Source organism: Pseudomonas sp. ICMP22404 (genome assembly GCF_006227205.1).
Classification (GTDB): Bacteria; Pseudomonadota; Gammaproteobacteria; order Pseudomonadales; family Pseudomonadaceae; genus Aquipseudomonas.
This window is the reverse complement of record NZ_VCNG01000001.1, coordinates 178300-202583: the sequence shown is the minus strand read 5'-3', so window position 1 is coordinate 202583 and position 24284 is coordinate 178300. Positions and strand designations below refer to the sequence as shown.

22 protein-coding genes and 1 pseudogene are annotated in these 24284 nt (G+C 60.3%); 12 read left to right on the top strand and 11 right to left on the bottom strand.

The features are described 5' to 3' along the window. Window positions 1-5: 5 nt before the first annotated feature. Window positions 6-1193, bottom strand: coding sequence for a murein transglycosylase A (locus FGE05_RS00890; RefSeq protein WP_139640806.1), 1188 nt, complete (start codon window positions 1191-1193; stop codon window positions 6-8). A 125-nt stretch (window positions 1194-1318) separates the two neighbouring features. Here FGE05_RS00890 and FGE05_RS00885 point away from each other — a divergent pair, with 125 nt between their 5' ends. Continuing rightward, window positions 1319-1768, top strand: a complete 450-nt coding sequence (locus tag FGE05_RS00885) for a cytochrome c (protein ID WP_139640805.1) — start codon at window positions 1319-1321, stop codon at window positions 1766-1768. Between the two features lie 91 nt (window positions 1769-1859). Here the strand turns inward: FGE05_RS00885 and FGE05_RS00880 are convergent, their stop codons facing one another. Both FGE05_RS00880 and ligB read right to left on the bottom strand, forming a co-directional pair. Continuing rightward, window positions 1860-2255 (bottom strand): DUF1090 domain-containing protein, encoded by a 396-nt coding sequence (locus tag FGE05_RS00880; protein ID WP_139640803.1) that lies wholly within the window; start codon window positions 2253-2255, stop codon window positions 1860-1862. Between the two features lie 89 nt (window positions 2256-2344). After that, complete coding sequence (gene ligB, locus FGE05_RS00875) at window positions 2345-4018, bottom strand: NAD-dependent DNA ligase LigB (protein ID WP_139640801.1); 1674 nt, start codon at window positions 4016-4018, stop codon at window positions 2345-2347. A gap of 207 nt (window positions 4019-4225) precedes the next feature. On the opposite strand from ligB, the gene FGE05_RS00870 reads away from it, so the two are divergent. Beyond that, window positions 4226-4846, top strand: coding sequence for a LysE family translocator (locus FGE05_RS00870; RefSeq protein ID WP_139640799.1), 621 nt, complete (start codon window positions 4226-4228; stop codon window positions 4844-4846). Window positions 4847-4935: 89 nt separating this feature from the next. Here FGE05_RS00870 and metK read toward each other — a convergent pair whose 3' ends face one another. Together metK and FGE05_RS00860 are read right to left on the bottom strand one after the other, a co-directional pair. After that, complete coding sequence (metK, locus tag FGE05_RS00865) at window positions 4936-6126, bottom strand: methionine adenosyltransferase (protein WP_139640797.1); 1191 nt, start codon at window positions 6124-6126, stop codon at window positions 4936-4938. Between the two features lie 19 nt (window positions 6127-6145). Continuing rightward, a complete protein-coding gene (locus FGE05_RS00860) occupies window positions 6146-7141 on the bottom strand; it encodes a metalloregulator ArsR/SmtB family transcription factor (RefSeq protein WP_139640796.1) in 996 nt (331 codons plus the stop codon). A gap of 255 nt (window positions 7142-7396) precedes the next feature. Between FGE05_RS00860 and tkt the strand changes: the two genes are divergently transcribed. The 6 genes from tkt to fba all read left to right on the top strand — a co-directional run bounded on the left by tkt (window position 7397) and on the right by fba (window position 13762). After that, window positions 7397-9394 carry a transketolase gene (gene tkt, locus FGE05_RS00855; RefSeq protein ID WP_139640794.1) on the top strand — a complete coding sequence of 666 codons (1998 nt, stop codon included), beginning with the start codon at window positions 7397-7399 and terminating at the stop codon, window positions 9392-9394. 164 nt (window positions 9395-9558) lie between these two features. After that, window positions 9559-10623: an erythrose-4-phosphate dehydrogenase gene (gene epd / locus FGE05_RS00850; RefSeq protein WP_139640792.1), complete on the top strand. Its 1065-nt coding sequence runs from the start codon at window positions 9559-9561 to the stop codon at window positions 10621-10623. 24 nt (window positions 10624-10647) lie between these two features. Continuing rightward, window positions 10648-11811, top strand: coding sequence for a phosphoglycerate kinase (locus FGE05_RS00845; protein ID WP_139640790.1), 1164 nt, complete (start codon window positions 10648-10650; stop codon window positions 11809-11811). 31 nt (window positions 11812-11842) lie between these two features. Then, window positions 11843-12064 carry a hypothetical protein gene (locus tag FGE05_RS00840; protein WP_041020081.1) on the top strand — a complete coding sequence of 74 codons (222 nt, stop codon included), beginning with the start codon at window positions 11843-11845 and terminating at the stop codon, window positions 12062-12064. 57 nt (window positions 12065-12121) lie between these two features. Continuing rightward, on the top strand, window positions 12122-12454 hold the full coding sequence (locus FGE05_RS00835; RefSeq protein WP_139640788.1) for an MliC family protein: 333 nt from the start codon (window positions 12122-12124) through the stop codon (window positions 12452-12454). Between the two features lie 243 nt (window positions 12455-12697). Beyond that, window positions 12698-13762 carry a class II fructose-bisphosphate aldolase gene (fba, locus tag FGE05_RS00830; RefSeq protein WP_040071386.1) on the top strand — a complete coding sequence of 355 codons (1065 nt, stop codon included), beginning with the start codon at window positions 12698-12700 and terminating at the stop codon, window positions 13760-13762. A gap of 509 nt (window positions 13763-14271) precedes the next feature. Here the strand turns inward: fba and FGE05_RS00825 are convergent. The 4 genes and pseudogenes from FGE05_RS00825 to FGE05_RS00810 all read right to left on the bottom strand — a co-directional run bounded on the left by FGE05_RS00825 (window position 14272) and on the right by FGE05_RS00810 (window position 17090). Continuing rightward, complete coding sequence (locus FGE05_RS00825; RefSeq protein ID WP_176562967.1) at window positions 14272-14544, bottom strand: I78 family peptidase inhibitor; 273 nt, start codon at window positions 14542-14544, stop codon at window positions 14272-14274. Between the two features lie 213 nt (window positions 14545-14757). Beyond that, window positions 14758-15021, bottom strand: a pseudogene (locus FGE05_RS00820) (hypothetical protein); the annotation flags it as partial. 430 nt (window positions 15022-15451) lie between these two features. After that, complete coding sequence (locus FGE05_RS00815) at window positions 15452-16120, bottom strand: polysaccharide lyase family 7 protein (protein WP_139640785.1); 669 nt, start codon at window positions 16118-16120, stop codon at window positions 15452-15454. A 298-nt stretch (window positions 16121-16418) separates the two neighbouring features. Further along, complete coding sequence (locus FGE05_RS00810; protein ID WP_139640783.1) at window positions 16419-17090, bottom strand: polysaccharide lyase family 7 protein; 672 nt, start codon at window positions 17088-17090, stop codon at window positions 16419-16421. Between the two features lie 312 nt (window positions 17091-17402). On the opposite strand from FGE05_RS00810, the gene FGE05_RS00805 reads away from it, so the two are divergent. From FGE05_RS00805 to FGE05_RS00795, 3 genes are read left to right on the top strand one after another with little or no spacing between them, the layout of a single operon-like run. Then, complete coding sequence (locus FGE05_RS00805) at window positions 17403-19526, top strand: bifunctional diguanylate cyclase/phosphodiesterase (RefSeq protein WP_139640781.1); 2124 nt, start codon at window positions 17403-17405, stop codon at window positions 19524-19526. Window positions 19527-19568: 42 nt separating this feature from the next. Next, complete coding sequence (locus FGE05_RS00800) at window positions 19569-20072, top strand: YgjP-like metallopeptidase domain-containing protein (protein ID WP_024778831.1); 504 nt, start codon at window positions 19569-19571, stop codon at window positions 20070-20072. A 4-nt stretch (window positions 20073-20076) separates the two neighbouring features. Then, on the top strand, window positions 20077-20373 hold the full coding sequence (locus FGE05_RS00795; protein WP_139640779.1) for a helix-turn-helix domain-containing protein: 297 nt from the start codon (window positions 20077-20079) through the stop codon (window positions 20371-20373). A gap of 97 nt (window positions 20374-20470) precedes the next feature. Here the strand turns inward: FGE05_RS00795 and FGE05_RS00790 are convergent, their stop codons facing one another. Then, window positions 20471-20923 carry a GNAT family N-acetyltransferase gene (locus tag FGE05_RS00790; RefSeq protein ID WP_139640777.1) on the bottom strand — a complete coding sequence of 151 codons (453 nt, stop codon included), beginning with the start codon at window positions 20921-20923 and terminating at the stop codon, window positions 20471-20473. A 255-nt stretch (window positions 20924-21178) separates the two neighbouring features. On the opposite strand from FGE05_RS00790, the gene FGE05_RS00785 reads away from it, so the two are divergent. Then, on the top strand, window positions 21179-21916 hold the full coding sequence (locus tag FGE05_RS00785; protein ID WP_139640775.1) for an ABC transporter substrate-binding protein: 738 nt from the start codon (window positions 21179-21181) through the stop codon (window positions 21914-21916). A gap of 119 nt (window positions 21917-22035) precedes the next feature. Here FGE05_RS00785 and yccS read toward each other — a convergent pair whose 3' ends face one another. Further along, on the bottom strand, window positions 22036-24219 hold the full coding sequence (gene yccS / locus FGE05_RS00780; RefSeq protein WP_139640772.1) for a YccS family putative transporter: 2184 nt from the start codon (window positions 24217-24219) through the stop codon (window positions 22036-22038). Between the last annotated feature and the right edge of the window lie 65 nt (window positions 24220-24284).

Here is a 24284-nt window from a genome sequence, read left to right as displayed (position 1 = left end):
CCTCCTCAGGGATTGGCGGTGACGGCATTCGCCACCTGTGGCACTTGCGGCAACGCCATGCCCTTGGGCCACAACATCCAGATCTGCCCCTGTTGTTTCATGTCCCCGGCCAATTGCCCCGCGGCGTCGCCGGTGCCCCAGAACAGGTCCGCCCGTACTTCACCGGCAATGGCGCCGCCGGTGTCCTGGGCCGCGACCGGTCGGTTCAATGCGCTGCCGTCGGGGCGGGTCGTTGAGAGCCACAGCAGGCTGCCCAGCGGAATGACCTTGCGATCCACCGCTACGCTATAGCCGGCGGTCAGCGGCACATTCAACGAGCCCCGCGGACCTTCGTTGCTGTCGGGGTTGCGGTTGAAAAACACATAGCTGGGGTTGCTGCCCAGCAATTCGGGGATGCGGGTCGGATGGGCCTTGGCCCAGGCACTGATGGTGCCCATGGTCACGTCTTCTTTCTTCAGTTCGCCCTGTTCGACCAGCCAGCGTCCGATTGGCCGGTAAGGGTGACCGTTCTGGTCGGCATAGCCGATGCGCAACTGGCGACCGTCATCGAGCCGAATACGGCCCGAGCCCTGGATCTGCAGGAATTGCAGGTTCATCGGGTCCGTCAGCCAGGCGATGACGGGGGCCTTCACGCCGTTGGTTTCGATGGTGGCCGCGTCGTCGTAGGGCTTGAGCACCCGGCCTTCGAGGCGACCGCGCAGGCGTTTGCCCTTGAGCTCGGGGTAGAGGCTGTCCAGCGCGACGATGATCATGTCTTCCGGTACGCCGTACACCGGAATGTTGGCACTGGCGGTCTGGGTGAGGCTGCCCGGGTAGACCGGCTCGTAATAACCAGTGATCAGGCCATTGGGGCTGTTGTCCCCCGAGCGCAGGCCGTAGACGTCCAGGTTCTGTTTCAGGAAATTGCGCACAGAGGAAGCGGTCTGCGGCACATTGGTAGCCGCCGCACAGGTCGGCCCCCAGGTCGTGTCGGCCTTGAGCCGGGTGCACGCGCTGCGCCAGGAGCCGAAACCGGCCAGCAGGTCTTCATCTGATACCACCGGCAGCGCTTCCCAGGAGGCACTGACATACGTCGCGAGGGCATGCGTCCGAGGCTCTTCGACCTTTTCGCCGCGATTGCACCCGGCCAACAGTGCGATCAGCGGTAGGGTCAACGCCAGGCCTTTGTGCCAGGTCTTGAAGCGGCTGTTCATGAAATTTTTCCTTGCAGTCATTCGAGCGCTGTCAGGCATTCGAACAACCCGTATTGTAAATAAGGCCATTGGTCTTTACCGATGACCCGAGGATACTAACCGCCGTTTCCTGTCCCGAGGCCAAGATGCTTGTAAAACGATTTTCCATGGTCATGCTGGTCTGTCTGATGCTGTCCGCCTGCGGCGGTGTCGATCCCAACTCCCCACTGGGCCAGCGCAAGGCTATTTTCAAGCAAATGCTCAAGACCAACGAAGAGTTGGGCGGCATGTTGCGTGGCCGGGTTCCGTTCGACGGTGCGCGCTTCGCCGAGGGTGCCGTGCAGCTTGACCAACTGTCCCATGAACCGTGGAAACACTTCCCGCCAGTACGCGAGCAGGACCACACCAGCGCCAAAGATGAAGTCTGGCAGAAGCAGGCACGTTTCCAGGAACTGGCTCACAATCTTGAAGCGGCCACCGGGGAGTTGGTAACGGCCAGCAAGGTTCAGCCCTACAGCGCCAGTTACTTGGGGCCTGCGGTGCAGAAGGTCGAGGATGCCTGCAGTGCCTGTCATAAGGAATTTCGGGATCATTGAGGTGAGGCAGCTTCAAATTGCCAGCTACAAGCTGCAAATAAAGGGCTCACGGTCTGCCGTTACTTGAAGCTTGTAGCTCGAAGCTTGCCGCTTATTTATCCAACTCATCCACCGCTTCCTGCAGTTCCTTGCGGGAGGCAGCCAGTTTGTCCTTGCGCTTGTTGATCCGCTCGGGGTCGCCTTTTTTCATGGCTTTTTCCAGGTCGGCCTGGCGGCGGCTGACTTCGTGCTTGGCATCGAGCACCTTGGTTTCACGCTCCTTGCGCAAGGATGCGTCGGTGCAATGGGTGGTGACTTCATTCAGGGCGGTTTCCAGGCCTGCCTGCTGCTCTGCATTGCCTCGGGACTTGGCCAGTTCGATCTGGTTGATGATGCCCTGGCGCTTGGCTGCGCAACCGGTAAGTTCCGGGGTTTGCTCGTCCGCCATCAGGGGCGCGGCCAGGGTGGCGCACAACACCAGCAGGGCAAAAGGGGGCAGGAAATTCATAGCAACTCCGTAAAAACTTGCGAGCGGTCGGTCCAGATGCGCTGTTGGAACGCACGTTCGCCCCTTGGGTTCAACTGCGCGGGACAATGTTAGAAACCGTCGACCCCGGCAGCGCGTAATACTTCACTCAGCGCCAGCACGTGCGGGTCGCGAAAAAAAGCGCTCAGTTGCGCGGCGCGTCCCGGCCCGATGCCAGTTTCGGCTTGCCATTGTTCGGTCGTCCGTTCGGCCAGCACCTGCCATGGCCCCTCCAGGCTGGTCGCTCCGGCGGGCGGTAAACCCAGGGCCTTGAGCCATTGACCGAACGGACGTTGTCGGGCGCTGTGCAGACTGACGAGCAGGCGGGCGCTGGCGCGTTCACCGAAGCCGCTCATGTTAGCAAGCTCGGCGGCATCGAGGGTCATCCAATCCAGCAATCCGTCGAGTCGGCCCGCCGCCAGGAGTTTTTCCCAGGTTCCGCGGCCGACATGGGGCAGGGCGAGGCCTTGCTTGCCGCTGAGCCAGCTCAGGCGCGCCAGGAACTGGCTTTCGCAGCCGGGCGTCGGTTGCCAGCAACTCAGCGGATGATAATCCGCCGCCACGGGCGCAGTGATGTCCGGCCGCTCGACACTGCGCAGCACAACGTCATCGAGTCGCGGGATGGTCAGCCCGGCCAGGCTGATGGCTACCCGATCTCCCGGACGAATATCCAGCTCCTCCCAGCGCTTGAGGGAGCTGACGCTCACCCGGCGGATCCGTCGGTCGTCGAGCATGACGGGATCGAGCTCCAGCAGCGGTGTGATGCGTCCGGTGCGTCCGACCTTGAAGTGCACCTTGCGTACCTCGGCCAGTGCCTGGGCGTAAGGGTATTTCCACGCCACGCCCCAGAATGGCGCCTTGGCCTGCCAGCGATTGGCGGGTGGTCGGCGGCTCTGGCGCAGGACGATCCCGTCGCTGGCGAACGGCAGCGCCGTGCGATACCAGTGGTCGCGCCAGCGTTCGGCGTCGGCCGCTGCCTGGATGGGCTGGCTGTAGCCGCTGGTGCCGGCGAAGCCCAGGGCATCCAATGCGGCCTCGCGTTCGGGCAGGGTGGCGGGGCCTTCGGGCCAGTCCCAGGTGAACAGGCCGATACCCGAGGCCTCTTCAGTCGTCAGGTCCTTGCGGGCCATCAAGCCCGCTACGGTTGACCGGGCATTGAGACTGCCATCCCTGGCCTGCACATGATTGTCCAGTCGCCAGTACAACTCCCCTTGAACGAGCAGGTCGGAAGGTTGGCGCAGGCGCTGGAGAATGGCGTCGATCTTGCGCGCCGTCGGCGTCCAGTCATGGCCTTGAACGCCGTCGCCGCGGCTGATCGCCCGATGCAGGCGACCTTCACGATAGATCAGGGTGACCGCTACACCGTCGACTTTCGGTTGGACCCAGATGTCTTCCCGATTTTGCAGCCAGGCCCGCACGGCGTCGGCGTCCTTCAGTTTGTCCAGGCCCGTATGAGGGATCGGATGCCGGACTTTGCCACCCGCCGAGCGCAGCGGGTCGGTGGGTGCCGCAAGATCGAAGCAGGTGCGCCACTGGCCCAGTTGCATGCGGGACTGATCGTAAAGTTCATCGACGACCAGTGCCCGGCCGAGACGGTGATAGCTGTCGTCCCAGGCGTCGATTTGCCGTTGCAGGGCCGCAACTTCCGACCGGGCGCGCTCCTCGGGCCAATCGGGGCAAGGTGCGGCAATGACGGGGATGGGGAAGAGGATCAGAACAGTGAGTGCACACAATAGCGGCAGCATCGAAGCATCCTTGCTGGGTGATGTGCCTGAAGGCTAGTCACTGACGCAGAGGAGGCGAGGGTTGGATGGTTACCGGATTTTGCCAAGGCTGATGGCTCCGCTACGGCGGTACAGTGGGGCGCGATTTGATTGCGAAACTGTCTCTTGAACCCATTGCTGGCCGGCGCAGAATGGACCTCCCGATCCGCGCTGCCAGGAGTGCCCCCGATGGAGCTGACGACACTCGCTGTTTTCATTCCGGCCTGTTTCGCCCTGAACATGGCGCCAGGGCCGAATAACCTGTTATCCATCAGCAACGCCTCGCGTTATGGCTTCGTCCGGGCGTGCGGCGGCGGTATTGGTCGGCTGCTGGCGTTCGCCATCATGATCGCCTTGGCGGCGGTGGGGCTGACGGCTGTGCTGCATACCTCGGAGTTGTTGTTCCTGGGGATCAAGCTCGTGGGGGCCGGGTACCTGTTCTACCTCGCCGTGCAGTTGTGGCTGGCTCGACCCGAGGCCGGTAGCGAAGCCGCGATGGGTTCGAGGGGCATGGGGCAACTGGCACGCCAGGAGTTCCTGGTGGCAATTGGCAATCCCAAGGCGATCCTGTTGTTTACCGCGTTTTTGCCGCAGTTCGTTGATCGCTCGGGCACCGTCACCCAGCAATTCGCCGTATTGGGTGGGCTGTTCCTGACGTTGGAGTGCATTGCCATCGGGTTGTATTGCTACATGGGCATTTATGCGCGAAAGCTGTTTTCCCAGCCCAGTGGCAAGCGCTTGTTCAACCGAATGTGTGCGGGGCTGTTGGCGAGCGCGGCTTCGTTCCTGCTGGTGGCGCGGCGTTCCTGAAGGTCTGCTGGCTCTTGTGGCAGCTGATACCAGACATGAAAAAGCCCCTGGCGACCAAGTCGCCAGGGGCTTTTTCATGACAGCAGGTATTACAGGCCGGCAGCGGCGCGCAGGGCGTCGGCGCGGTCGGTTTTTTCCCAGGTGAAGGTGGTGAAGGTGTCGCCACCGACAGTCTTGGTTTGCGGCGTGCGACCGAAGTGGCCGTAGGCTGCGGTTTCCTGATACATCGGGTGCAGCAGGTCGAGCATGGTGGTGATGGCGTATGGACGCAGGTCGAACACTTCACGGACCAGCTTGATGATCTTGTCGTCGCTGATCTTGCCAGTGCCGAAGGTGTTCAGCGAGATCGACGTAGGCTGGGCAACGCCGATGGCGTAGGAAACCTGGATCTCGCAGCGCTCGGCCAGGCCGGCGGCGACGATGTTCTTGGCCACATAGCGACCGGCGTAGGCCGCTGAACGGTCAACCTTCGATGGATCCTTGCCGGAGAATGCGCCACCGCCGTGACGGGCCATGCCGCCGTAGCTGTCGACGATGATCTTGCGACCGGTCAGGCCGCAGTCGCCTACCGGGCCACCGATGATGAAGTTGCCGGTCGGGTTGATGTGGAACTGGGTGTCCTTGTTCAGCAGCTCGGCAGGCAGCACGTGCTTGACGATCAGCTCCATCACGCCTTCGCGCAGGTCCCTGTAGGAAACTTCAGGGTTGTGTTGGGTCGACAGCACGATTGCGTCGATACCCACCACCTTGCCATTTTCGTAACGGCAGGTGACCTGGGACTTGGCATCCGGACGCAGCCACGGCAGCAGGCCGGATTTGCGAGCTTCGGCCTGGCGCTGCACCAGTTGGTGCGAGAAGGTGATCGGGGCTGGCATCAGCACGTCGGTTTCGTTGCTGGCATAGCCGAACATCAAGCCCTGGTCGCCAGCACCCTGGTCTTCCGGCTTGCTGCGGTCAACGCCTTGGGCGATGTCCACCGATTGCTTGCCGATGATGTTCATCACGCCGCAGGTCGCGCCGTCGAAGCCGACGTCGGAGCTGTTGTAGCCGATGCCCAGGATGACGTCGCGGACGATCTGTTCCAGGTCGACCCAGGCCGAGGTAGTGACTTCGCCGGCGATGATCGCCACGCCCGTTTTCACCAGAGTCTCGCACGCCACGCGGGCGAACTTGTCTTCAGCAATGATGGCGTCCAGCACCGCATCAGAAATCTGGTCGGCGATTTTGTCCGGATGCCCTTCAGACACGGACTCGGAGGTGAAAAGGGAGTATTCGCTCATCTCGATGTTTTCCTACAAGTTACCGATGGTGAGTGTCGCCAGCCGGTCGCTGAAAATGGCGAACCTGGATCTGGAAACCATTACGTAAGCCTACATAGAGGCTTTCCCCGGGCACGAGGCCCGCAGCGGTGGCCCAACGGGCCAGATCGTCCTGTTCAAACCCCAACCATAGATCACCGCAGGCCTCCCTGGCCCAACTCTGGTTGTGGCTGCATAACTCTGTCACCAACAGGCTACCGCCTGGTTGCAGCAGGCCGGCCATGTGCCTGAGCGCATCGGCCGGTGCGGCAAAATGATGCAGTACCATATTCAATACGACGCAATCGGCCTGCAGACTTACACCTTCCAAGGCATCGGCCAGTTGCAGGCTGACATGAGTCAGCTGTTCACGTTCGCATACCTGGCGCGCCAGTTCGAGCATGGCCGGACTGTTGTCCAGCGCCGTCACCTGGCTGAAGCGCCGCGCCAGTTCCGGCAGGAAGGCACCGTCGCCGGGACCCACTTCAATGGCGGTGGCGGCAGGCCCGAAGCTCAGCTTGTCGAGCAGCGCCACGACGCTCTCACGGTATTGCGGCAGTCCCGCGATCAGGTCCTGCTGGGCCCGGAACTTTTCCGCTACCCGTGCGAAAAAATCCTGGCTGGCTGCGGCCCGTTGCCCGTGCACCTGGGCGATGCGCGCCTGCACGTCCGCCGGCAGGTGCAGCTCGTCCACTTCGTCCAGCAATGCCGCATGCAACTTGCCACCCAACAGATCGGTGTGGGGCAGGGCGCGGCGGTAGAAAATGGCGTTGCCTTCGCGGCGGGTTGCCACCAGGTCGGCCTGGGCCAGGACCTTGAGGTGATGGCTCATGCCAGATTGGCCGATGCCGAAGATCTGCGCCAGCTCCAGCACGCCGAACGAATCGTTGGCCAGTGCACGCAATACATTGAGCCGCAGCGGATCACCGCCGGCCTTGCAAAGGGCCGCCAGTTCATCGCTGTCTTCATGGCGAATGGACGGCACGCGTAAGTTCATAGGGCGGCAGTCTAGTGATGGGTCTGGAACACCGCAAGGTCAATATCAAAAAGTTTTGATATTGCTCGATAAATGGCACTTCTGGAAACGGGCTTTACTCTACACACCATCAGCGGAAAGGTTTCACCTGGCGAAAGCGACTTTATCCACCGGAAAAACCGCTCTGGATGACTATCTCTCATTGCCCCGGGCGGGTGGGTGAGGGAAAATGCACGCCTTTTTTCAGTTTCGTTATTCAAACCCAGGAGATCAGCGATGCCCAGCCGTCGTGAGCGTGCCAATGCCATTCGTGCCCTCAGCATGGATGCCGTGCAGAAAGCCAACAGCGGCCACCCAGGTGCCCCGATGGGCATGGCGGATATCGCCGAGGTGCTGTGGCGCGACTACCTCAAACACAGCCCGAGCAATCCATCCTTCGCTGACCGTGACCGCTTCGTGCTGTCCAACGGCCACGGCTCGATGTTGATCTACTCGCTGCTGCACCTGACCGGCTACGATCTGTCGATCGATGACCTGAAGAACTTCCGTCAATTGCACAGCCGCACCCCGGGTCACCCCGAATACGGCTACACCCCAGGCGTGGAAACCACCACCGGTCCACTGGGTCAGGGCCTGGCCAATGCCGTGGGCTTCGCCCTGGCGGAAAAAGTCCTGGCAGCTCAGTTCAACCGTCCGGGTCATAACGTTGTCGATCACCACACCTATGTGTTCCTCGGTGATGGCTGCATGATGGAAGGTATTTCCCATGAAGTCGCTTCCCTGGCCGGCACCCTGGGTCTGGACAAGCTGATCGCTTTCTACGACGACAACGGCATTTCCATCGACGGTGAAGTCGAAGGCTGGTTCACCGATGACACGCCGAAACGTTTCGAAGCCTACAACTGGCTGGTGATCCGTAATGTCGATGGCCACGATCCAGAAGAGATCAAGACCGCCATCGAGACGGCCCGCAAGAGCGCCCAGCCGACCCTGATCTGCTGCAAGACCACCATCGGTTTCGGCTCGCCGAACAAGCAAGGCAAGGAAGACTGCCACGGCGCTCCCCTGGGTGCCGAGGAAATCGCCCTGACCCGCGCTGCGTTGAAGTGGGAGCACGGTCCGTTCGAGATTCCGGCAGACATCTACGCCGAATGGGATGCCAAGGAAAAGGGCCGTGCCCTCGAAGCCGACTGGGATCAGCGTTTCGCTGCCTACTCCGCCGAGTTCCCTGCGCTGGCCAACGAACTGGTACGTCGCCTCAGCGGTGAACTGCCGGCCGACTTCGCCGAAAAAGCCTCGGCCTACATCGCCGAAGTCGCGGCCAAGGGCGAAACCATTGCCAGCCGCAAGGCCAGCCAGAACACCCTGAATGCTTTCGGTCCATTGCTGCCGGAACTGCTGGGCGGTTCGGCCGACCTGGCCGGTTCCAACCTGACCTTGTGGAAAGGCTGCAAGGGCGTCACCGCCGAAGACGCCAGCGGCAACTACATGTACTACGGCGTTCGTGAGTTCGGCATGAGCGCGATCATGAACGGCGTTGCGCTGCACGGCGGCCTGGTGCCTTACGGCGCCACCTTCCTGATGTTCATGGAATACGCCCGCAATGCCGTGCGCATGTCGGCCTTGATGAAGAAGCGCGTGCTCTACGTATTCACCCACGACTCCATCGGCCTGGGCGAAGACGGCCCGACTCACCAGCCGATCGAGCAACTGGCAAGCCTGCGTTGCACCCCGAACCTGGACACCTGGCGCCCATGCGACGCCGTGGAATCGGCAGTGGCCTGGAAGTACGCCATCGAACGCAACGACGGCCCGTCGGCGCTGATCTTCTCCCGTCAGAACCTGCAGCATCAGGCCCGCGAAGTCGGCCAGATCGACGAGATCGCCCGTGGCGGTTATGTGCTCAAGGATTGCATCGGCGAGCCTGAGCTGATCCTGATCGCCACCGGTTCCGAAGTCGGCCTGGCTGTCCAGGCCTACGACAAGCTGACCGAGCAGGGCCGCAACGTGCGCGTAGTGTCCATGCCTTGCACCAGCGTTTTCGATGCCCAGGACGCCGGCTACAAGCAGTCGGTATTGCCACTGCAGGTCAGCGCCCGAATCGCTATCGAGGCTGCCCATGCCGATTACTGGTACAAGTACGTGGGCCTGGAAGGCCGCGTGATCGGCATGACCACCTACGGCGAGTCGGCGCCTGCCCCGGCGTTGTTCGAGGAATTCGGGTTCACCCTGGAAAACATCCTGGGTCAGGCTGAAGAATTGCTGGAAGACTAAGCCCAGGAATGTATCGCCTGTTCTGACGCTATCGCGGGCAAGCCTTGCTCCCACAGGATGTGCACTTCCACAGGGAAATGCCAACCTGTGGGAGCAAGGCTTGCCCGCGATGGCAATCCAATGTTCAGCGCCATATTCATGGATTCACTCAGGTCAGAGACCCCATGCCCCAACCGCGTTCCTACAAAGTTGCACTCAACGGCTACGGCCGGATTGGTCGTTGCGTCTTGCGTGCGTTGTTCGAGCGAGGGGCAGAGGCCGGCTTCGAAATTGTGGCCATCAACGATCTGGCCGACATGGCCAGCATCGAATACCTGACACGCTTCGACTCCACCCATGGCCGGTTCCCCGGCGAAGTGCGGGTCGAGGGCGATTGTCTGCACATTAAGGGCAACTGCGTGAAAGTCCTGCGCAGTGCCACCCCCGAAGGCATCGATTGGGCGTCCTTGGGCGTCGATCTGGTGCTCGAGTGTTCCGGGGCCTACCACACCCGCCAAGACGGTGAGCGTTTCCTCGCTGCCGGTGCGCCGCGGGTGCTGTTTTCCCAACCGATGGCCAGTGAGGCGGATGTGGACGCCACCATCGTCTACGGCGTCAACCAGGATTGCCTGACCGGTCACGAACTGCTGGTATCCAATGCCTCCTGCACCACCAACTGCGGCGTGCCGCTGTTGCGCCTGTTGGATCAGGCCATTGGCCTGGAATACGTATCGATCACCACCATCCATTCGGCGATGAACGATCAGCCGGTGATCGACGCCTACCATCACGAAGACTTGCGCCGCACCCGCTCGGCGTTCCAGTCGGTGATTCCGGTGTCCACTGGTCTGGCGCGAGGCATTGAACGGCTGCTGCCGGAACTTGCGGGGAGAATTCAGGCCAAAGCCGTGCGGGTGCCGACGGTCAACGTGTCCTGCCTCGATATGACGATGCAGACCGTGAGCGATACCGACGCCACCGAGGTCAACCGTATCCTGCGCGAAGCTGCTACCCGCGGCCCGCTCAAAGGCTTGCTGGCCTACACCGAGTTGCCTCATGCCAGTTGTGATTTTAACCATGACCCACATTCGGCCATCGTCGATGCCAGCCAGACCCGTGTATCCGGCCCGCGGCTGGTGAACATCCTGGCCTGGTTCGACAACGAATGGGGGTTTGCCAACCGAATGCTCGATGTTGCCGAACATTATCTGCAGACGGCGGCCTCTGTTTCCAACCAATCTGCTCCCTAAACAGTTATCCAGGAATTGCGACCCATGACCGTGTTGAAGATGTCCGACCTCGATCTGCAAGGTAAGCGCGTACTGATCCGCGAAGACCTCAACGTCCCTGTCAAGGACGGTGTCGTCACCAGCGATGCGCGTATCCTGGCTTCGCTGCCGACCATCAAGCTGGCCTTGGAAAAAGGTGCGGCCGTGATGGTCTGCTCCCACCTGGGCCGTCCGACCGAAGGCGAGTTCTCGGCCGAAAACAGCCTCAAGCCCGTGGCCGACTACCTGAGCCGTGCCCTGGGTCGCGAAGTGCCGCTGGTGGCTGATTACCTGGGCGGTGTCGACGTGAAGGCCGGTGATGTCGTGCTGTTCGAAAACGTGCGCTTCAACAAGGGCGAGAAAAAGAACGCCGATGAGCTGGCCCAGCAATACGCAGCCTTGTGCGACGTATTCGTGATGGACGCTTTCGGCACCGCCCACCGTGCCGAAGGTTCGACCCACGGCGTGGCGAAGTTCGCCAAGGTCGCCGCGGCCGGCCCGCTGCTGGCCGCTGAACTGGACGCACTGGGCAAGGCCCTGGGCGCGCCGGCCAAGCCGATGGCCGCCATCGTCGCTGGTTCCAAGGTGTCGACAAAACTCGACGTGCTGAACAGCCTGAGCCAGATCTGCGACCAGTTGATCGTCGGCGGCGGTATTGCCAACACCTTCCTCGCCGCAGCCGGTCACCCGGTCGGCAAGTCCCTGTACGAACCGGATCTGCTGGACACCGCCCGCGAAATCGCCGCCAAGGTCAGCGTGCCGCTGCCAGTGGACGTGGTGGTTGCCAAGGAATTCGCTGAAAGCGCTGCTGCTACCGTCAAGGCCATCGCTGATGTGGCCGACGACGACATGATCCTGGACATCGGCCCGCAGACGGCGGCCAACTTTGCCGAACTGTTGAAATCTTCCAAGACTATTCTGTGGAACGGCCCGGTCGGTGTGTTCGAGTTCGACCAGTTCGGCAACGGCACCAAGGTCCTGGCCCAGGCCATCGCCGACAGCGCTGCGTTCTCCATCGCGGGTGGCGGTGACACCCTGGCGGCGATCGACAAATATGGCGTGGCCGAACAGATCTCCTACATCTCCACGGGCGGCGGTGCGTTCCTCGAGTTCGTCGAAGGCAAGGTGCTGCCAGCGGTTGAAGTCCTGGAAAGCCGGGCCAAGGCCTGAGCCTGCATTGACCAGGCAAGGGAGTGTTTTTATGGTCAAGACGTGGACGCTTTTGTTGTTGACCGCGGCCCTGGCCGCTTGCGGGAGTCACCCGCAAGCGACGCCGGAACCGGCCGCCAGCGATCCGGAGCCTGGCTGCTACCAGGCGGACTGGCAGGCGGAAACCAACCCGGTGCTGAACAAGCGTTCCGGGCCGGATGGTCTGGACAAATACGAAACGCAAACCCCGACCAAGGAACATGGTTGTCCTTGACGGGTCTGACCCTTTAACTCATGGCTGGCGGCATGCGTCGCCGGTCGAGGAACACGGATGAAAGGCTTGATCGCCGTTGTGGCGTTGGCATTGCTGGCCGGTTGCGCGCAGTTGGGTTTTTCGAGCGCGTCCGAGCCCGTGGCAGGTTGGACGACCTGGACGTGTGACAGCGAGGCCAAGGTGCTCTGGCGCTATACCGATGGCACCCGCAAGGCCGTCGACGTGCGCCTCGGCGGGGCCGAGCAGGTTTACCGCCTGAAGCAGGAGCCGGGTGCGTCGGGCGCGCTGTACAGCGACGACATGCTGGCGTTCCACATCAATGGTGACGAAGGCCTGGCGTACTGGGTTGCCACCAATGATTTGATTGGTCGGGGTTGCAAGGCGCAGTAATTGAACCCATGGACTCATGTGGGAGCGAGCCTGCTCGCGATAGCGATATATCATCCAATCGGATGTCGACTGATCTACCGCTATCGCGAGCAGGCTCGCTCCCACAGGGTTCTGTGAACGCTGAAGAGACAGGTAACACCGAATTCGCGGTCGAGGGCTAACCCCGACCCGCAATGACTTGAATAGCCGCCGCCGCTACGGCAGGCTGGTACGATTAACGACCCTCGACGGGAGAGACACACAATGGCACTTATCAGCATGCGTCAGATGCTGGACCACGCAGCCGAATTCGGCTACGGCGTCCCAGCCTTTAACGTCAACAACCTTGAGCAGATGCGCGCCATCATGGAAGCCGCTGACAAGACCGACTCTCCGGTGATCGTCCAGGCTTCGGCTGGCGCCCGCAAATACGCCGGTGCGCCGTTCCTGCGTCACCTGATCCTGGCGGCAATCGAAGAGTTTCCGCACATCCCGGTGTGCATGCACCAGGACCACGGCACCAGCCCTGACGTCTGCCAGCGCTCCATCCAACTGGGTTTCAGCTCGGTAATGATGGACGGTTCCCTGGGCGAAGACGGCAAGACTCCGACCGACTACGAATACAACGTACGCGTCACCCAACAAACCGTTGCCATGGCCCACGCCTGCGGTGTGTCGGTGGAAGGTGAGCTGGGTTGCCTGGGTTCGCTGGAAACTGGCATGGCCGGTGAAGAAGACGGTATCGGTGCCGAAGGCGTGCTGGATCACAGCCAGATGCTGACCGACCCGGAAGAAGCCGCCGACTTCGTCAAGAAAACCCAGGTCGACGCCCTGGCCATCGCCATCGGCACCAGCCACGGCGCCTACAAGTTCACCAAGCCGCCCACCGGTGACGTGCTGGCGATCGACCGCATCAAGGAAATCCACAAGCGCATTCCCAACACCCACCTGGTGATGCACGGCTCGTCGTCGGTGCCGCAGGAATGGCTGGCGATCATCAACCAGTACGGTGGCGACATCAAGGAAACCTACGGCGTGCCGGTCGAGGAAATCGTCGAAGGTATCAAGCACGGCGTGCGCAAGGTCAACATCGACACCGACCTGCGCCTGGCGTCCACCGGTGCCATGCGCCGTTTGATGGCGACCAACCCGAGCGAGTTCGATCCGCGCAAGTTCTTTGGCGCGACCGTGACTGCGATGCGTGATGTGTGTATTGCGCGTTATGAAGCGTTCGGTACTGCCGGCCAGGCCTCGAAGATCAAGCCGATCTCCCTGGAAGCCATGTTCCAGCGTTATCTGAAGGGTGAGTTGAACGCTAAGGTCAACTAAGTCTTTGGAATCATAAAAACCCGCAGATGCGGGTTTTTATGATTAACAGCAAGTGATGCCGTTACCTTTGTAAGTTTATAGGGTTGCTATAACCTGATTCTGTGCTGGGATCGCCTTGAACTACATAGGATTGAGCTTGAAGTTGAACCCACTGGTCGGTATTGAGGTTTACGTCGATGGCCCATTGTCCATCGGGACCCGCTACCCCTTGTCCAAACACTACGCCAGTATTAGCTTGAACAATTCGAACTGAGTGGTTAGGCTCTGCCGTTCCCCAAAGTCTGGGTGTAGGACCAACTCCACCTCCGCCATTTCCGTGGATGACTGGTGTTTGTGCCATGTCATGTACTCCCTTTTATTTTCGATGATAAACGTTCGTTAAAAGCACCGTTAGAGTTTCAGTGGTGCTGGTTTCATGATGGAAAAATTGGCGTTCATGTGACCTGTCATAACTGATAGTTATTTATATATTTTTTGCGTTTTTCCGGGCCTTAATATTCCATGGCTGGCTAGTTACAGTCGATGCTCTTTATATTGCCTTCTCCGTCGACCATAATGCTGAGGCGATTATCCTTTTTTCCTTCTTTAGTCATAAAGATCCCTCCGGGCTGTGTGCTTCTTACGATATCCGCTCCCGCTCGAGCCTTTGCATCTTTCTCAGTAGCGGCGTCGAACTTGTTGCCGATAAGGTCCTTGACGAGTGTTGCATCGCAGGCGGCCTGCGCATGGGCGGCTGCGCTCAACAACAGGGTCGATGCAAGGAGCAGTAATTTATTTTTCATAGATAAGCTCCCTTTGTATGGGCCTCCGTTTACAAACGGGGTGGAGCCAGCCTGAAACTTTTTAATGTTGAAAACTACTGTCATAGATGACAGTTCTTTATAGGTTTTTGCACTTTTTGGCGTATTTGATATTCGATATGAAGTAGCGCAGCTTCCGACAGGCGCCCGCTAGCCAGATTCGCCAGGTGCGAGCTTGTTCGGAATAGCGCTGTGTCAGTCACCCTTCATGTTGCTGAACCAGCGCATCGCGAGCAGGCTCGCTCCCCACAGGGTCTTTATTTTTTCTTCGAGCCCGCGTTGTTCAATCACCCCGAACACGTCGGTGACATCCTGAACCAGAATCCGGGCGATATTGGTGAGGGTATTGAAGCCGCCAGCGGCGAAATCGCGCAGGGTGGCGCAGGCCATGAGCATCAGGTAGTCGAGTGTGGCGTGCAGGCGTTCGCTGGCGCAGGCGTGGAGTTTGGGGGGGGGGGCAGCCCCTGCAGGTTCGCAGACCGAGGAGTTAGGAACTCGGCAGATCCGAGGATCTCCCACACACAGCCGCCATAAAAAGCCGAACGAGGAAAATTTTCCTATGTCGATTTTTGACGGTCGTGATTCTAACTCACCCGGGCTGCGAAACCCTGTCCCTGACCAAAGCCAGCAGACGAGCCGAACTATAGAAGGCGATTTTCGGCGCAACAACCGACCTGTAGGACGCCCGCAACCCCTGTGGCGAGGGAGCTTGCTCCCGCTCGGTGGCGTAGCCGCCGTAAAGCTTGAGGTGAGGGGTGAGTCTGACAAAAGAAGGGGCCGCTTCGCAGCCCAGCGGGAGCAAGTTCCCTCGCCCCGGTAGGTGTTTTCCTACGAGATTTTCAGAAGGGCAGGCGCGCAGCATTTCGCTGCTGCGGCGCCTGAGGCGATATCAGGTGTTGTGATCGATATCCAGCTTGCTGAACGTCACTTTCCCGCCTTCGCTGGTATAGCCCGTGTTGTCCTGCACATACACCCCGGCCTTGAAATACAACGGCTTGACCCGCCACGTAGAACTGATGGTGGTGTACCAGCTACGACCCGCCGCCGTAATTCCCAGATCTCCGGTACGATCCAGGTGGATCCGGTAAGAGAACGCCTGAGAAAGTTTCACACCGCTGGCGACTGTGATGACTCGGCCCTTGCTGTCATCGGGACGCATGCGGACTTTGGCGACGATGTCGCCGGTGTCGCTGGCGTCCTTGTACTGGTATTCCAGTTTCACCATGGGTTTGCTGCTGTCCTTGGCATGAATCTGACCGATCACGATCTTGCCGCTGCTGGGCACCTGATTGACGACCAGGGTCGCGCTCAATTTGTTATCGGCATCGGGATACAGCCAGTTGCGCAAGGTTCCGTCCCTGTAGGTCTCGCGCAATTCGCTGCGTGGGTAGATCGCGTTTTCGGTCTTGGTCCCGGTGACGGGCGACCAGAAATACACGGTGCTGCCTTCGGAGTTGAAATATTTGTCCCGGAATCCATCCACCAGCCGAGGGGTTTCGATGGTTTTCGGCGGACTGCCTTCAGGGATGCTCAGGTTCCAGGTTGCAAGATCGACCATGTTCGGATCCTTTCTGAGAAGAAGAAATGATTTACGCCACAGCCGGAGGCTCTAAGACGCGCTTTTGCTGAGGCCAGAAGGGGGCTCGAACGGGTATTTGGCACGTTCGTCCGGCGGAGGGTTGGCGTCAACAGTCCGTCAGAGTGGCGTTTGCCGCTTTTGTGCCCGAGACGGATGACCGTTGGTCGGCTAGTTGGATTTTTCTCGGAACAATTGGGCGATGGCCATTTGACGCTTTGCCTTTCATGCACAAAAAAAAGGCACCCGCAGACGGATGCCTTCACAGGTGGCGCAACATTCAGAGGGTGACGTGTTTGATTTCCAGTAGGCTGAACGTCACTTTTCCGCCCTCGGTGGGGTAGCCGGTGTTGTCCTGGACATACACGCCCGCCTTGAAGTACAGAGGTTTGTCTTTCCAGGTCGGATCGATAGTCGTCCTCCAGTTGTAACCCGCCGCGGTAATGCCCAGTGCACCTTTCGGGCTGAGATGGATCATGTAGGAGAAGGCACGGTCGAGCTTCACGCCGGTGGCAATGGTGATGACCTGGCCTGTTTCGTCGTCGGGACGCATCCGTACCTTGGCAACGATGTTGCCGGTGGTGCTGTAGGTCTTGTACTGGTATTCCAGTTTCACCAAGGGACTGGTGCTGTTCTTGGTGTGGATCTGGCCAATCACGATCTTGCCGCTGCTGGGCACCTGGTTGACGGTTATCGTCGCTCGCAGGGTGTTGTCCGCCGCCGAGTACAGCCAGTTTCGCAGGGTACCGTCGCTGTAGGTTTCCCGCAGTTCGCTACGGGGGTAGATCGCGTTCTCGGTCTTGGTGCCGGTCACCGGCGCCCAGAAAAATACCGTGCCGGTTTCGGCGTTGAAGTACTGATCCTTGAACCCTTGCGCGAGGCGAGGGGTTTCGATGGTCATCGCCGGGCTGCCTTCGGGGATGCTCAAATTCCAAGTGTTAAGGTCGATCATGTTCAGTTCCTGCAGTGAAATGTTAGGCGCAACAACGCGAGGCTCTAGCCCGCGAGTTGGGGCGTCCTGATAGCACCGGTTTGAGCTTGTTGTCGTTTTGCGGCGAATGATTGACGTCAAGTGATCGTCACTGTGGTCTATTGCAGTTTCTGTGCCCGAGAAGGGTGACCGTTAGTCGGCTATTTCGGGCATTGTCGGGATGATGGCGTGATGACACCTACTGCTTTTCAAAATCACGGTCTAGAGTGAGATCACAGTATTTGTCCGTTTTGCTACGAAAAACGGACATGGCGCCCCGATAAGAGAAGCAGCATGGAATGCGCGCAACCTACGCTTGGTGAAAACAACTCCGTCCTTTTGATTGTTGATGATTACCCTGAAAATCTGCTCAGCATGCGAGCGTTGTTGCAGCGTCAGGATTGGCAAGTCATGACCGCAACCTCGGGTGTCGAGGCCCTTGACCTGCTGCTCGAACATGACATCGACCTGGTTCTGCTGGATGTGCAGATGCCGGACATGGACGGTTTCGAAGTGGCGCGCCTGATGCGCGGCAGCCAGCGCACGCGCCTCACGCCGATCATTTTCCTGACCGCCAATGAGCAATCCCAGGATGCGGTGATCAAAGGCTATGCCAGTGGCGCGGTGGACTATCTGTTCAAACCCTTCGATCCGCAGATCCTCAAGCCCAAGGTGCAAGCGTTGCTGGAGCACCAGCGCAATCGCCGGGCTTTGCAGCGCCTGAGTCAGGACCTGGAGGCTGCCAGAGCGTTCAACGCCTCGGTGCTGGACAACGCGGCCGAGGGGATCCTCGTGGTGGACGAGGCCGGCTGCATCCGTTTCGCCAACCCATCCACTTGCCGTCTGCTCAATGCAACGGCCGAGCAGTTGCAGGGGACGCCCTTCCTGGATTACCTGCAGAAACCCCACATTCCACAATGGGCCGACTCCGATATTCATGCTGCCTATTGCCGTGGCCAGACCTGGCGTCTGCACGATGCGATCCTGCGCACCGCGCCCGGTCAACAGGTGTCGGTGGCCTTGTCCTGCGCCCCGCTGCCCGCGGAACAGAAGGCCATGGTGGTGACACTCCAGGACATGTCCGTAATCCGGCACTTGCACCAGCAACTCGAATTCCAGGCCGTCACGGATCCGCTGACCGGTTTGCTTAACCGCAGGGGGTTCTATCAGACCGCCGAAAACCTGCTGATGCGCAGCGAGCGACTGGAAAGCAACTGGGTGCTGTTGTACCTCGACCTCGACGGCTTCAAGCGCGTCAACGACTCGTTGGGGCACGATGCCGGTGACCGGGTGTTGCGCTGGGTCTCGGAACAATTGAAAGCCTGTCTGCGTCCCTTCGACATCCTGGCGCGGTTGGGCGGTGACGAATTCACGGCCCTGCTGGACCTGGAGCTCCCGGAGCAGGCGGCCAAGATCGCGGAAAAACTCATCGAACGGGTCGCGATCTGCCAGCAGATCGAAGGCATGGATGTGGCGTTGGGGGCCAGTATCGGCATTGCGACCTACCCGGATTGCGGCGCCAATCTGGACGGTTTGTTGCGCGCATCCGACATTGCCATGTACGAAGCCAAGCGTGCCGGCCGCCAGCAATATCGTTTTTATGACCACGAAATGAACGGTCGAGCCCGTTCACGGCTGATGCTTGAGGAGAGCGTGCGCTCGGCCATCGAGAACCGCGACTTCAATATGGTCTACCAGCCCCAGGTGAATATCCACGATGGGCGGATTCGTGGCTTCGAGGCGTTGTTGCGCTGGCAGCACCCGAGCGTCGGCGATGTGCCGCCGGGTCTGTTCCTGCCTTTGTTGGAGGAAGCGCGGCTGATCAGCCGGCTAGGCAGTTGGATTTATCATCGTAGCGCGGCCCAGCGCAAAGTCTGGGAGCGAAATTTCGCCGATGACCTGGTGCTGGGGGTGAGCCTGAGCAGTACCCAGTTCGGCATGCCGAACCTGGTGACCGAGTTGCGTCAGGTCCTGGAGCGCCATGCCCTGAAGCCCCGGCAACTGGAGGTCGAGGTAACCGAGGACGCGCTGATGCGCAATCCCGACGAAACCCAGAAGCAGTTGCGGCTGCTGCGCCATCTCGGGGTGCGGGTGGCGCTGGATGACTTCGGCTCGGGACCGTGCTCCCTGACTCATTTGCGTGACCTTGAGCTCGATACCCTCAAGCTCGACCGGCACCTGATCGCCCGATTGCCGGATTCGCCGCGCGATGCGGCCCTGGCGGCCTCGGTGATCGATCTGTGCACGCAATTGGGCTTGCGGGTAATCGCCGAAGGTGTGGAAACCCTGGAGCAATATCAGTGGCTCAAGGACCATGGCTGTGAGTATGTGCAGGGATTCCTCGTGGCGCGACCCTTGACGGCGGCAGACACCGATGCGTTCGCCAGACCCTTTGACTGGGGCGCGCTAACGGTCTGAGTTCGCTACACTGGCGGTCTTTTTCCACAGTATCGCCGCTCGATGACCGCGCTCAAGTACCTCCAGGCCTACCCCGCCGCGCTGCAAGCCCAGGTGCAGCAGTTGATTGCCCAGGATCGCCTGGGGGATTACCTGCACCAGCGCTATCCGGGCCGACATCCGATCCAGAGCGACAAGGCGCTGTACAGTTATGCACTGGAGCTCAAGCAACAGTACCTGCGTAATGCGCCGGCCATCGACAAAGTGTTGTTCGACAACCGCCTCGACCTGACCCATCGTGCCCTTGGTCTGCACACTGCGGTTTCGCGGGTACAAGGTGGCAAGCTCAAGGCGAAGAAGGAAATCCGCATCGCGTCGCTGTTCAAGGACGCAGCGCCCGAGTTCCTGAACATGATCGTGGTGCATGAACTGGCCCACTTCAAGGAATCGGACCACAACAAGGCGTTCTACCAACTCTGCGAGCACATGCTCCCGGGGTATCACCAGCTGGAATTCGACCTGCGGGTGTACCTGACCTGGCGCGATCTGCAACAACCGAAGGAATGACCGGATGGATGTCAGCAAGACCAAGAGCAGCTTCTATCGCCGCTTGTATGTGGCTTACCTGATCGACAGCGGCGTGGCCAGCAATGTCCCGGCGCTCATGGAAGCGACCGGCATGCCTCGACGCACCGCCCAGGACACCGTCGCGGCGCTGACGGACCTGGATATCGTGTGCGAGTTCGAGCAGCAGGAAGGAGCCCGCAACCATGCCGGTGGCTATCGGATCCGCGATTGGGGGGCGATTGATCGAGGGTGGATCGAGGCCAATCTGCCACGGATCAAGGCGGTGCTCGACTACCCCTGATAGGGATAGTGGTTGTACTGGCCCCATCGCGAGCAGGCTCGCTCCCACAGGGGGATGTGTTTCAAATGCGGGAGCGAGCCTGCTCGCGACGATAGCCTCAAGGTCGATGCATGCCTATGTGCGGGATACCATCCTCCAGGTATTCGACCCCCACCACTTCAAATCCATACCGCCCGTAATACCCCTGCAGATGCGCTTGCGCCGACAATGAAATCGACGTGCCAGGCCAGTTCTTCTCGGCGTGCTTGAGCCCGTGCTCCATCAAGGTATGTCCCAGCCCTTGTCCCCGTGCCTCAGGGGCGATGATCACGCGGCCGATGACCACGTCGCTGTTCTGGGAATGAGGATCGAGCAGGCGCAGGTAGGCCACGAGGTGGTTATCCCGCCAGGCCATCAGGTGGAACGTGTCGCCTTCCAGGTCCAGCCCGTCGACGTCCGGATAGGCGCAGTTCTGCTCGACGACGAACACGTCGGCGCGCAATTTGAGAATGGCGTACAGCTGTTCCTTGCTCAGGTCACTGTGGTGTTTGCAGACCCAATCGATGTCCATGTTGTGAATTTCCTGAAGAGCCCGAGGCCGATATTAAGTGCGTTGCGCCTGGAAGTCTCTTTTCCGGGTGAGCGAAAATATGTGATAAAGGCCAAATTGCCATCATTCTGCTTTCGCAGCGTTGTCGTCTTTATGTAATCTTCGTGCAAGCGCTGCGCAGCGGTTTCAATGAGCTAATGTTAGGTGGGATGTCTCTGTTTATCTCCCGAATTTCGGCAAAAAACATGGGCTTCGCAACCTTCAAGGATGTATGGCATGCCGCGATTGCACCGAGCTCTTGTTTTGATTGGGTTGCTGTTGTTGAGTCACAACGCCTGTGCGCAGAAATTGCGCCTGGTTGCGGATGGATGGCCACCCTTTACCGACTCAACGCTGGTCAATGGTGGCCTGGCGACCGATATCGTCAGCACCGCCCTGGCGCGTGCCGGTTATGCCACCGAGTTTGAACAGGTGCCTTGGGCCCGGGCGATGCTGGGCATCGGCGAAGGGCGTTATGACGTGTTGGTCAACGCCTGGTACAGCGAGGAGCGCACTCATATAGGCCAGTTCTCGGCCGAATACCTGCTCAATCGCGTGCGCTTTCTCAAGCGCAAGGACGCTCCGATCCAGTTCGACAGCCTGCAACAGCTATACGATTACCCCATTGCCGTGGTTCGCGGTTATGCCTATTCCAAGACGTTCGATGAGGACCAGCAAATGCAGAAGGTCCCCGTGCATAACTTTGCGATGGCAGTGCGCATGGTGGCTGCCGACCGCGTGAAGTTGACCCTGGAAGACGAGTATGTCGCTCGTTATTACCTGGCCCGCGAATCGCCCAAGGTGCGTAATTCCGTGGAGTTCCTGCCCAAGCCGTTGAGCGAAAACAGCCTGCATATCCTGGTCAGCCTGAAGAACCCGGAGCATGAGCAGATCGTGGCGGGGTTCGATCGGGAGATCGCAGCGATGAAGGCGGATGGGAGTTATGCGCGGATCCTGGAAATGCACGGTATGTGAGCGAGTTTTGCGCTGCCCATGCTGGTCCCCATCGCGAGCAGGCTCGCTCCCACATTGAAATGCATACCCCTGTGGGAGCGAGCCTGCTCGCGATGGGGCCCGATTGACCGCCGCAGCTTTCAGGCCTCGCTCGTATCCTTGATGAGATGCGCCGCCAAGGTCCGCAACGGTCCAAGCTGACGGCAGATCAACGCCAGTTGCGTCTGCACCAGCCGCTGGCCCTCATCAATTTCGTCGGGCATCTGCTCAAGCTCGTTGGCCAGGGCTTCTTCCTCGTCACTCTGGATCACGATCGACGTTTTGGTCGCCAGTCCCTGGGCGATTTCGTCGATGCTGGAGGCCAGCTTCACCCCCGCGCCGTCTATCAACTGCTCGCGCACATCCGTTGGCAGTTCGGTCCCCCGGTGGGCACCCAGGCCCGACAGGTAGCTGAGCAAGGTGTGGGACAGCACCAGGAAACGGAACCCGACGTCGGCTTCCTTACGGAAATGCCCCGGCTCCATCAGCATGTTCGCCAGTGTCGTGGACAACGCCGCGTCGGCGTTGTGGGCATTGCGTCGGGCCAGGCGATAGGCCAGGTCGTCACTTTTGCCGGCGGCGTACTGGTGCATGATCTGGCGCAGGTAGATGCTGTTGCAGGTCAGCGTGTTGGCCAGGACCTTGTTCAGTCGGCGGCCCTGCCAGTCCGGCAGGAAGAGGAACACCGCCAGGCCGGCGATCAGGCTGCCGAGCAAGGTATCGAACAACCGTGGCAGCAACAGGCCATAGCCGTCGCCGACCTGGTTGAAGCAGAACAGCACCATGACGGTGATCGCGGCGGTCGCCAGGGTGTAGCGGGTCGTGCGGTTGGTGAAGAACACCACCCCGGCGGCAATGGCGAAGCACGACTGCACCAGCGGGTTGGGGAACAGGTCGAACAGCGCCCAGGCCACTGTCAGGCCAATGGCGGTGCCGATGATCCGCTGACCGAGTTTGCGCCGGGTGGCGCCGTAGTTGGGCTGGCAGACGAACAGTGTGGTGAGGACGATCCAGTAGCCCTGGGACGGGTGAATCCAGTGCACCATCGCGTAGCCAACGCTCAGCGCCAGGGGCAGGCGCAGGGCATGACGGAACAGTAGCGAAGTCGGTGTGAGCTGCGTGCGCAGGCGTAGCCAGACATCCTTGAGGCTGTGTGGCGAGCGGTCCAGCAGGCTGCTGTCAGTAGCGTCGGCCAGGGCATCGGGGTTGCTGGCGTCGCTGAGCAAACGATCAAGCGTGCCGAGGTTCGCCGACAAGGCCCGCAACGAACGCAACAGGCCACGCCAGGCCGGATTGCTCTGGATACGCAGGTGTTCCAGGGACGCGTGCAGGTCGTTCAAGGCCTCGGCGAAGCGATCATCGTAGACGAACGGCTGGCGCATCTGGATCGATTCGGCCAGCGCCTGGCAGGCTTTGCCTTGCTGGCGCAGCAGGCGCTGGCAGCGGAACAGCACGTCGCTGTGAAAGAACGCCTCGGCCAGGGCGTTGTAGGGATAGTGGGAGGAACTGGCACGCTCATGGATATCCTGGGCCAGGAAGTACAACTTCAGGTAACGACTGACCTTCGAGCCCGGACGACCGTTGCCGACGCGGTGCAGGATGATTTCCTTCGCCGCGTTGAGGGCCGCCACCACGCGGCCATTCTGTTGGGCCAGTTCCAGGCGTCGTGCTTCGATATCCAACTGGCGGACCGGTTCGAGCAGCGACGACTTGAGCTTCAGGTAACGCCCCAGCTCGCGGAACAATCGTGCCAGGCTCTGTTGCACCGGCTGGTTGGAAAACAAGACATGCCACAGTACCGAGAGCATGCCGTACCACGCCGCGCCGGCCACCAGCAGCAAGGGTTCGTGCCAGAAATCGGTGACCGCGCCACCGCGCTGGTCCACGCCAATCACGGTGTAGACCGACAGGATCAAGGTGGCCGAGGCAATCGCGCCATAGCGCTCGCCCAGGGCGCCGAGCATGGTCAGGCCGAAACTCGCCAGGGCAAAGGCGATGATGAAGAGGATGGGATAGGGAAACAGCAGCTCCACCGACAATGCCGCGACGGTGAAGCAGACCAGGGTCACAGCGAGCGCATTGAGGCGGCCCTGCCAGTTGTCGTCAGTCTCGGCCAGGGCGCTGGCGATGATGCCCAGGAACAAGGGAATCAGCAGCGTCATCTCATCCAGGTACCAGCACAGCGCCATGCTGCCGGTCAGGGCGATGAACACCCGCACGCTATAACTGAATTTATCCAACGCCCAAAGGCGACGCAGAGACTGGCGGAACGAGGTCGATGACATGAAATGCAAGGGCCTGACGGGCGATGACACTAAATTGAGGCAGTAATGACGCCGACGCAATGGCG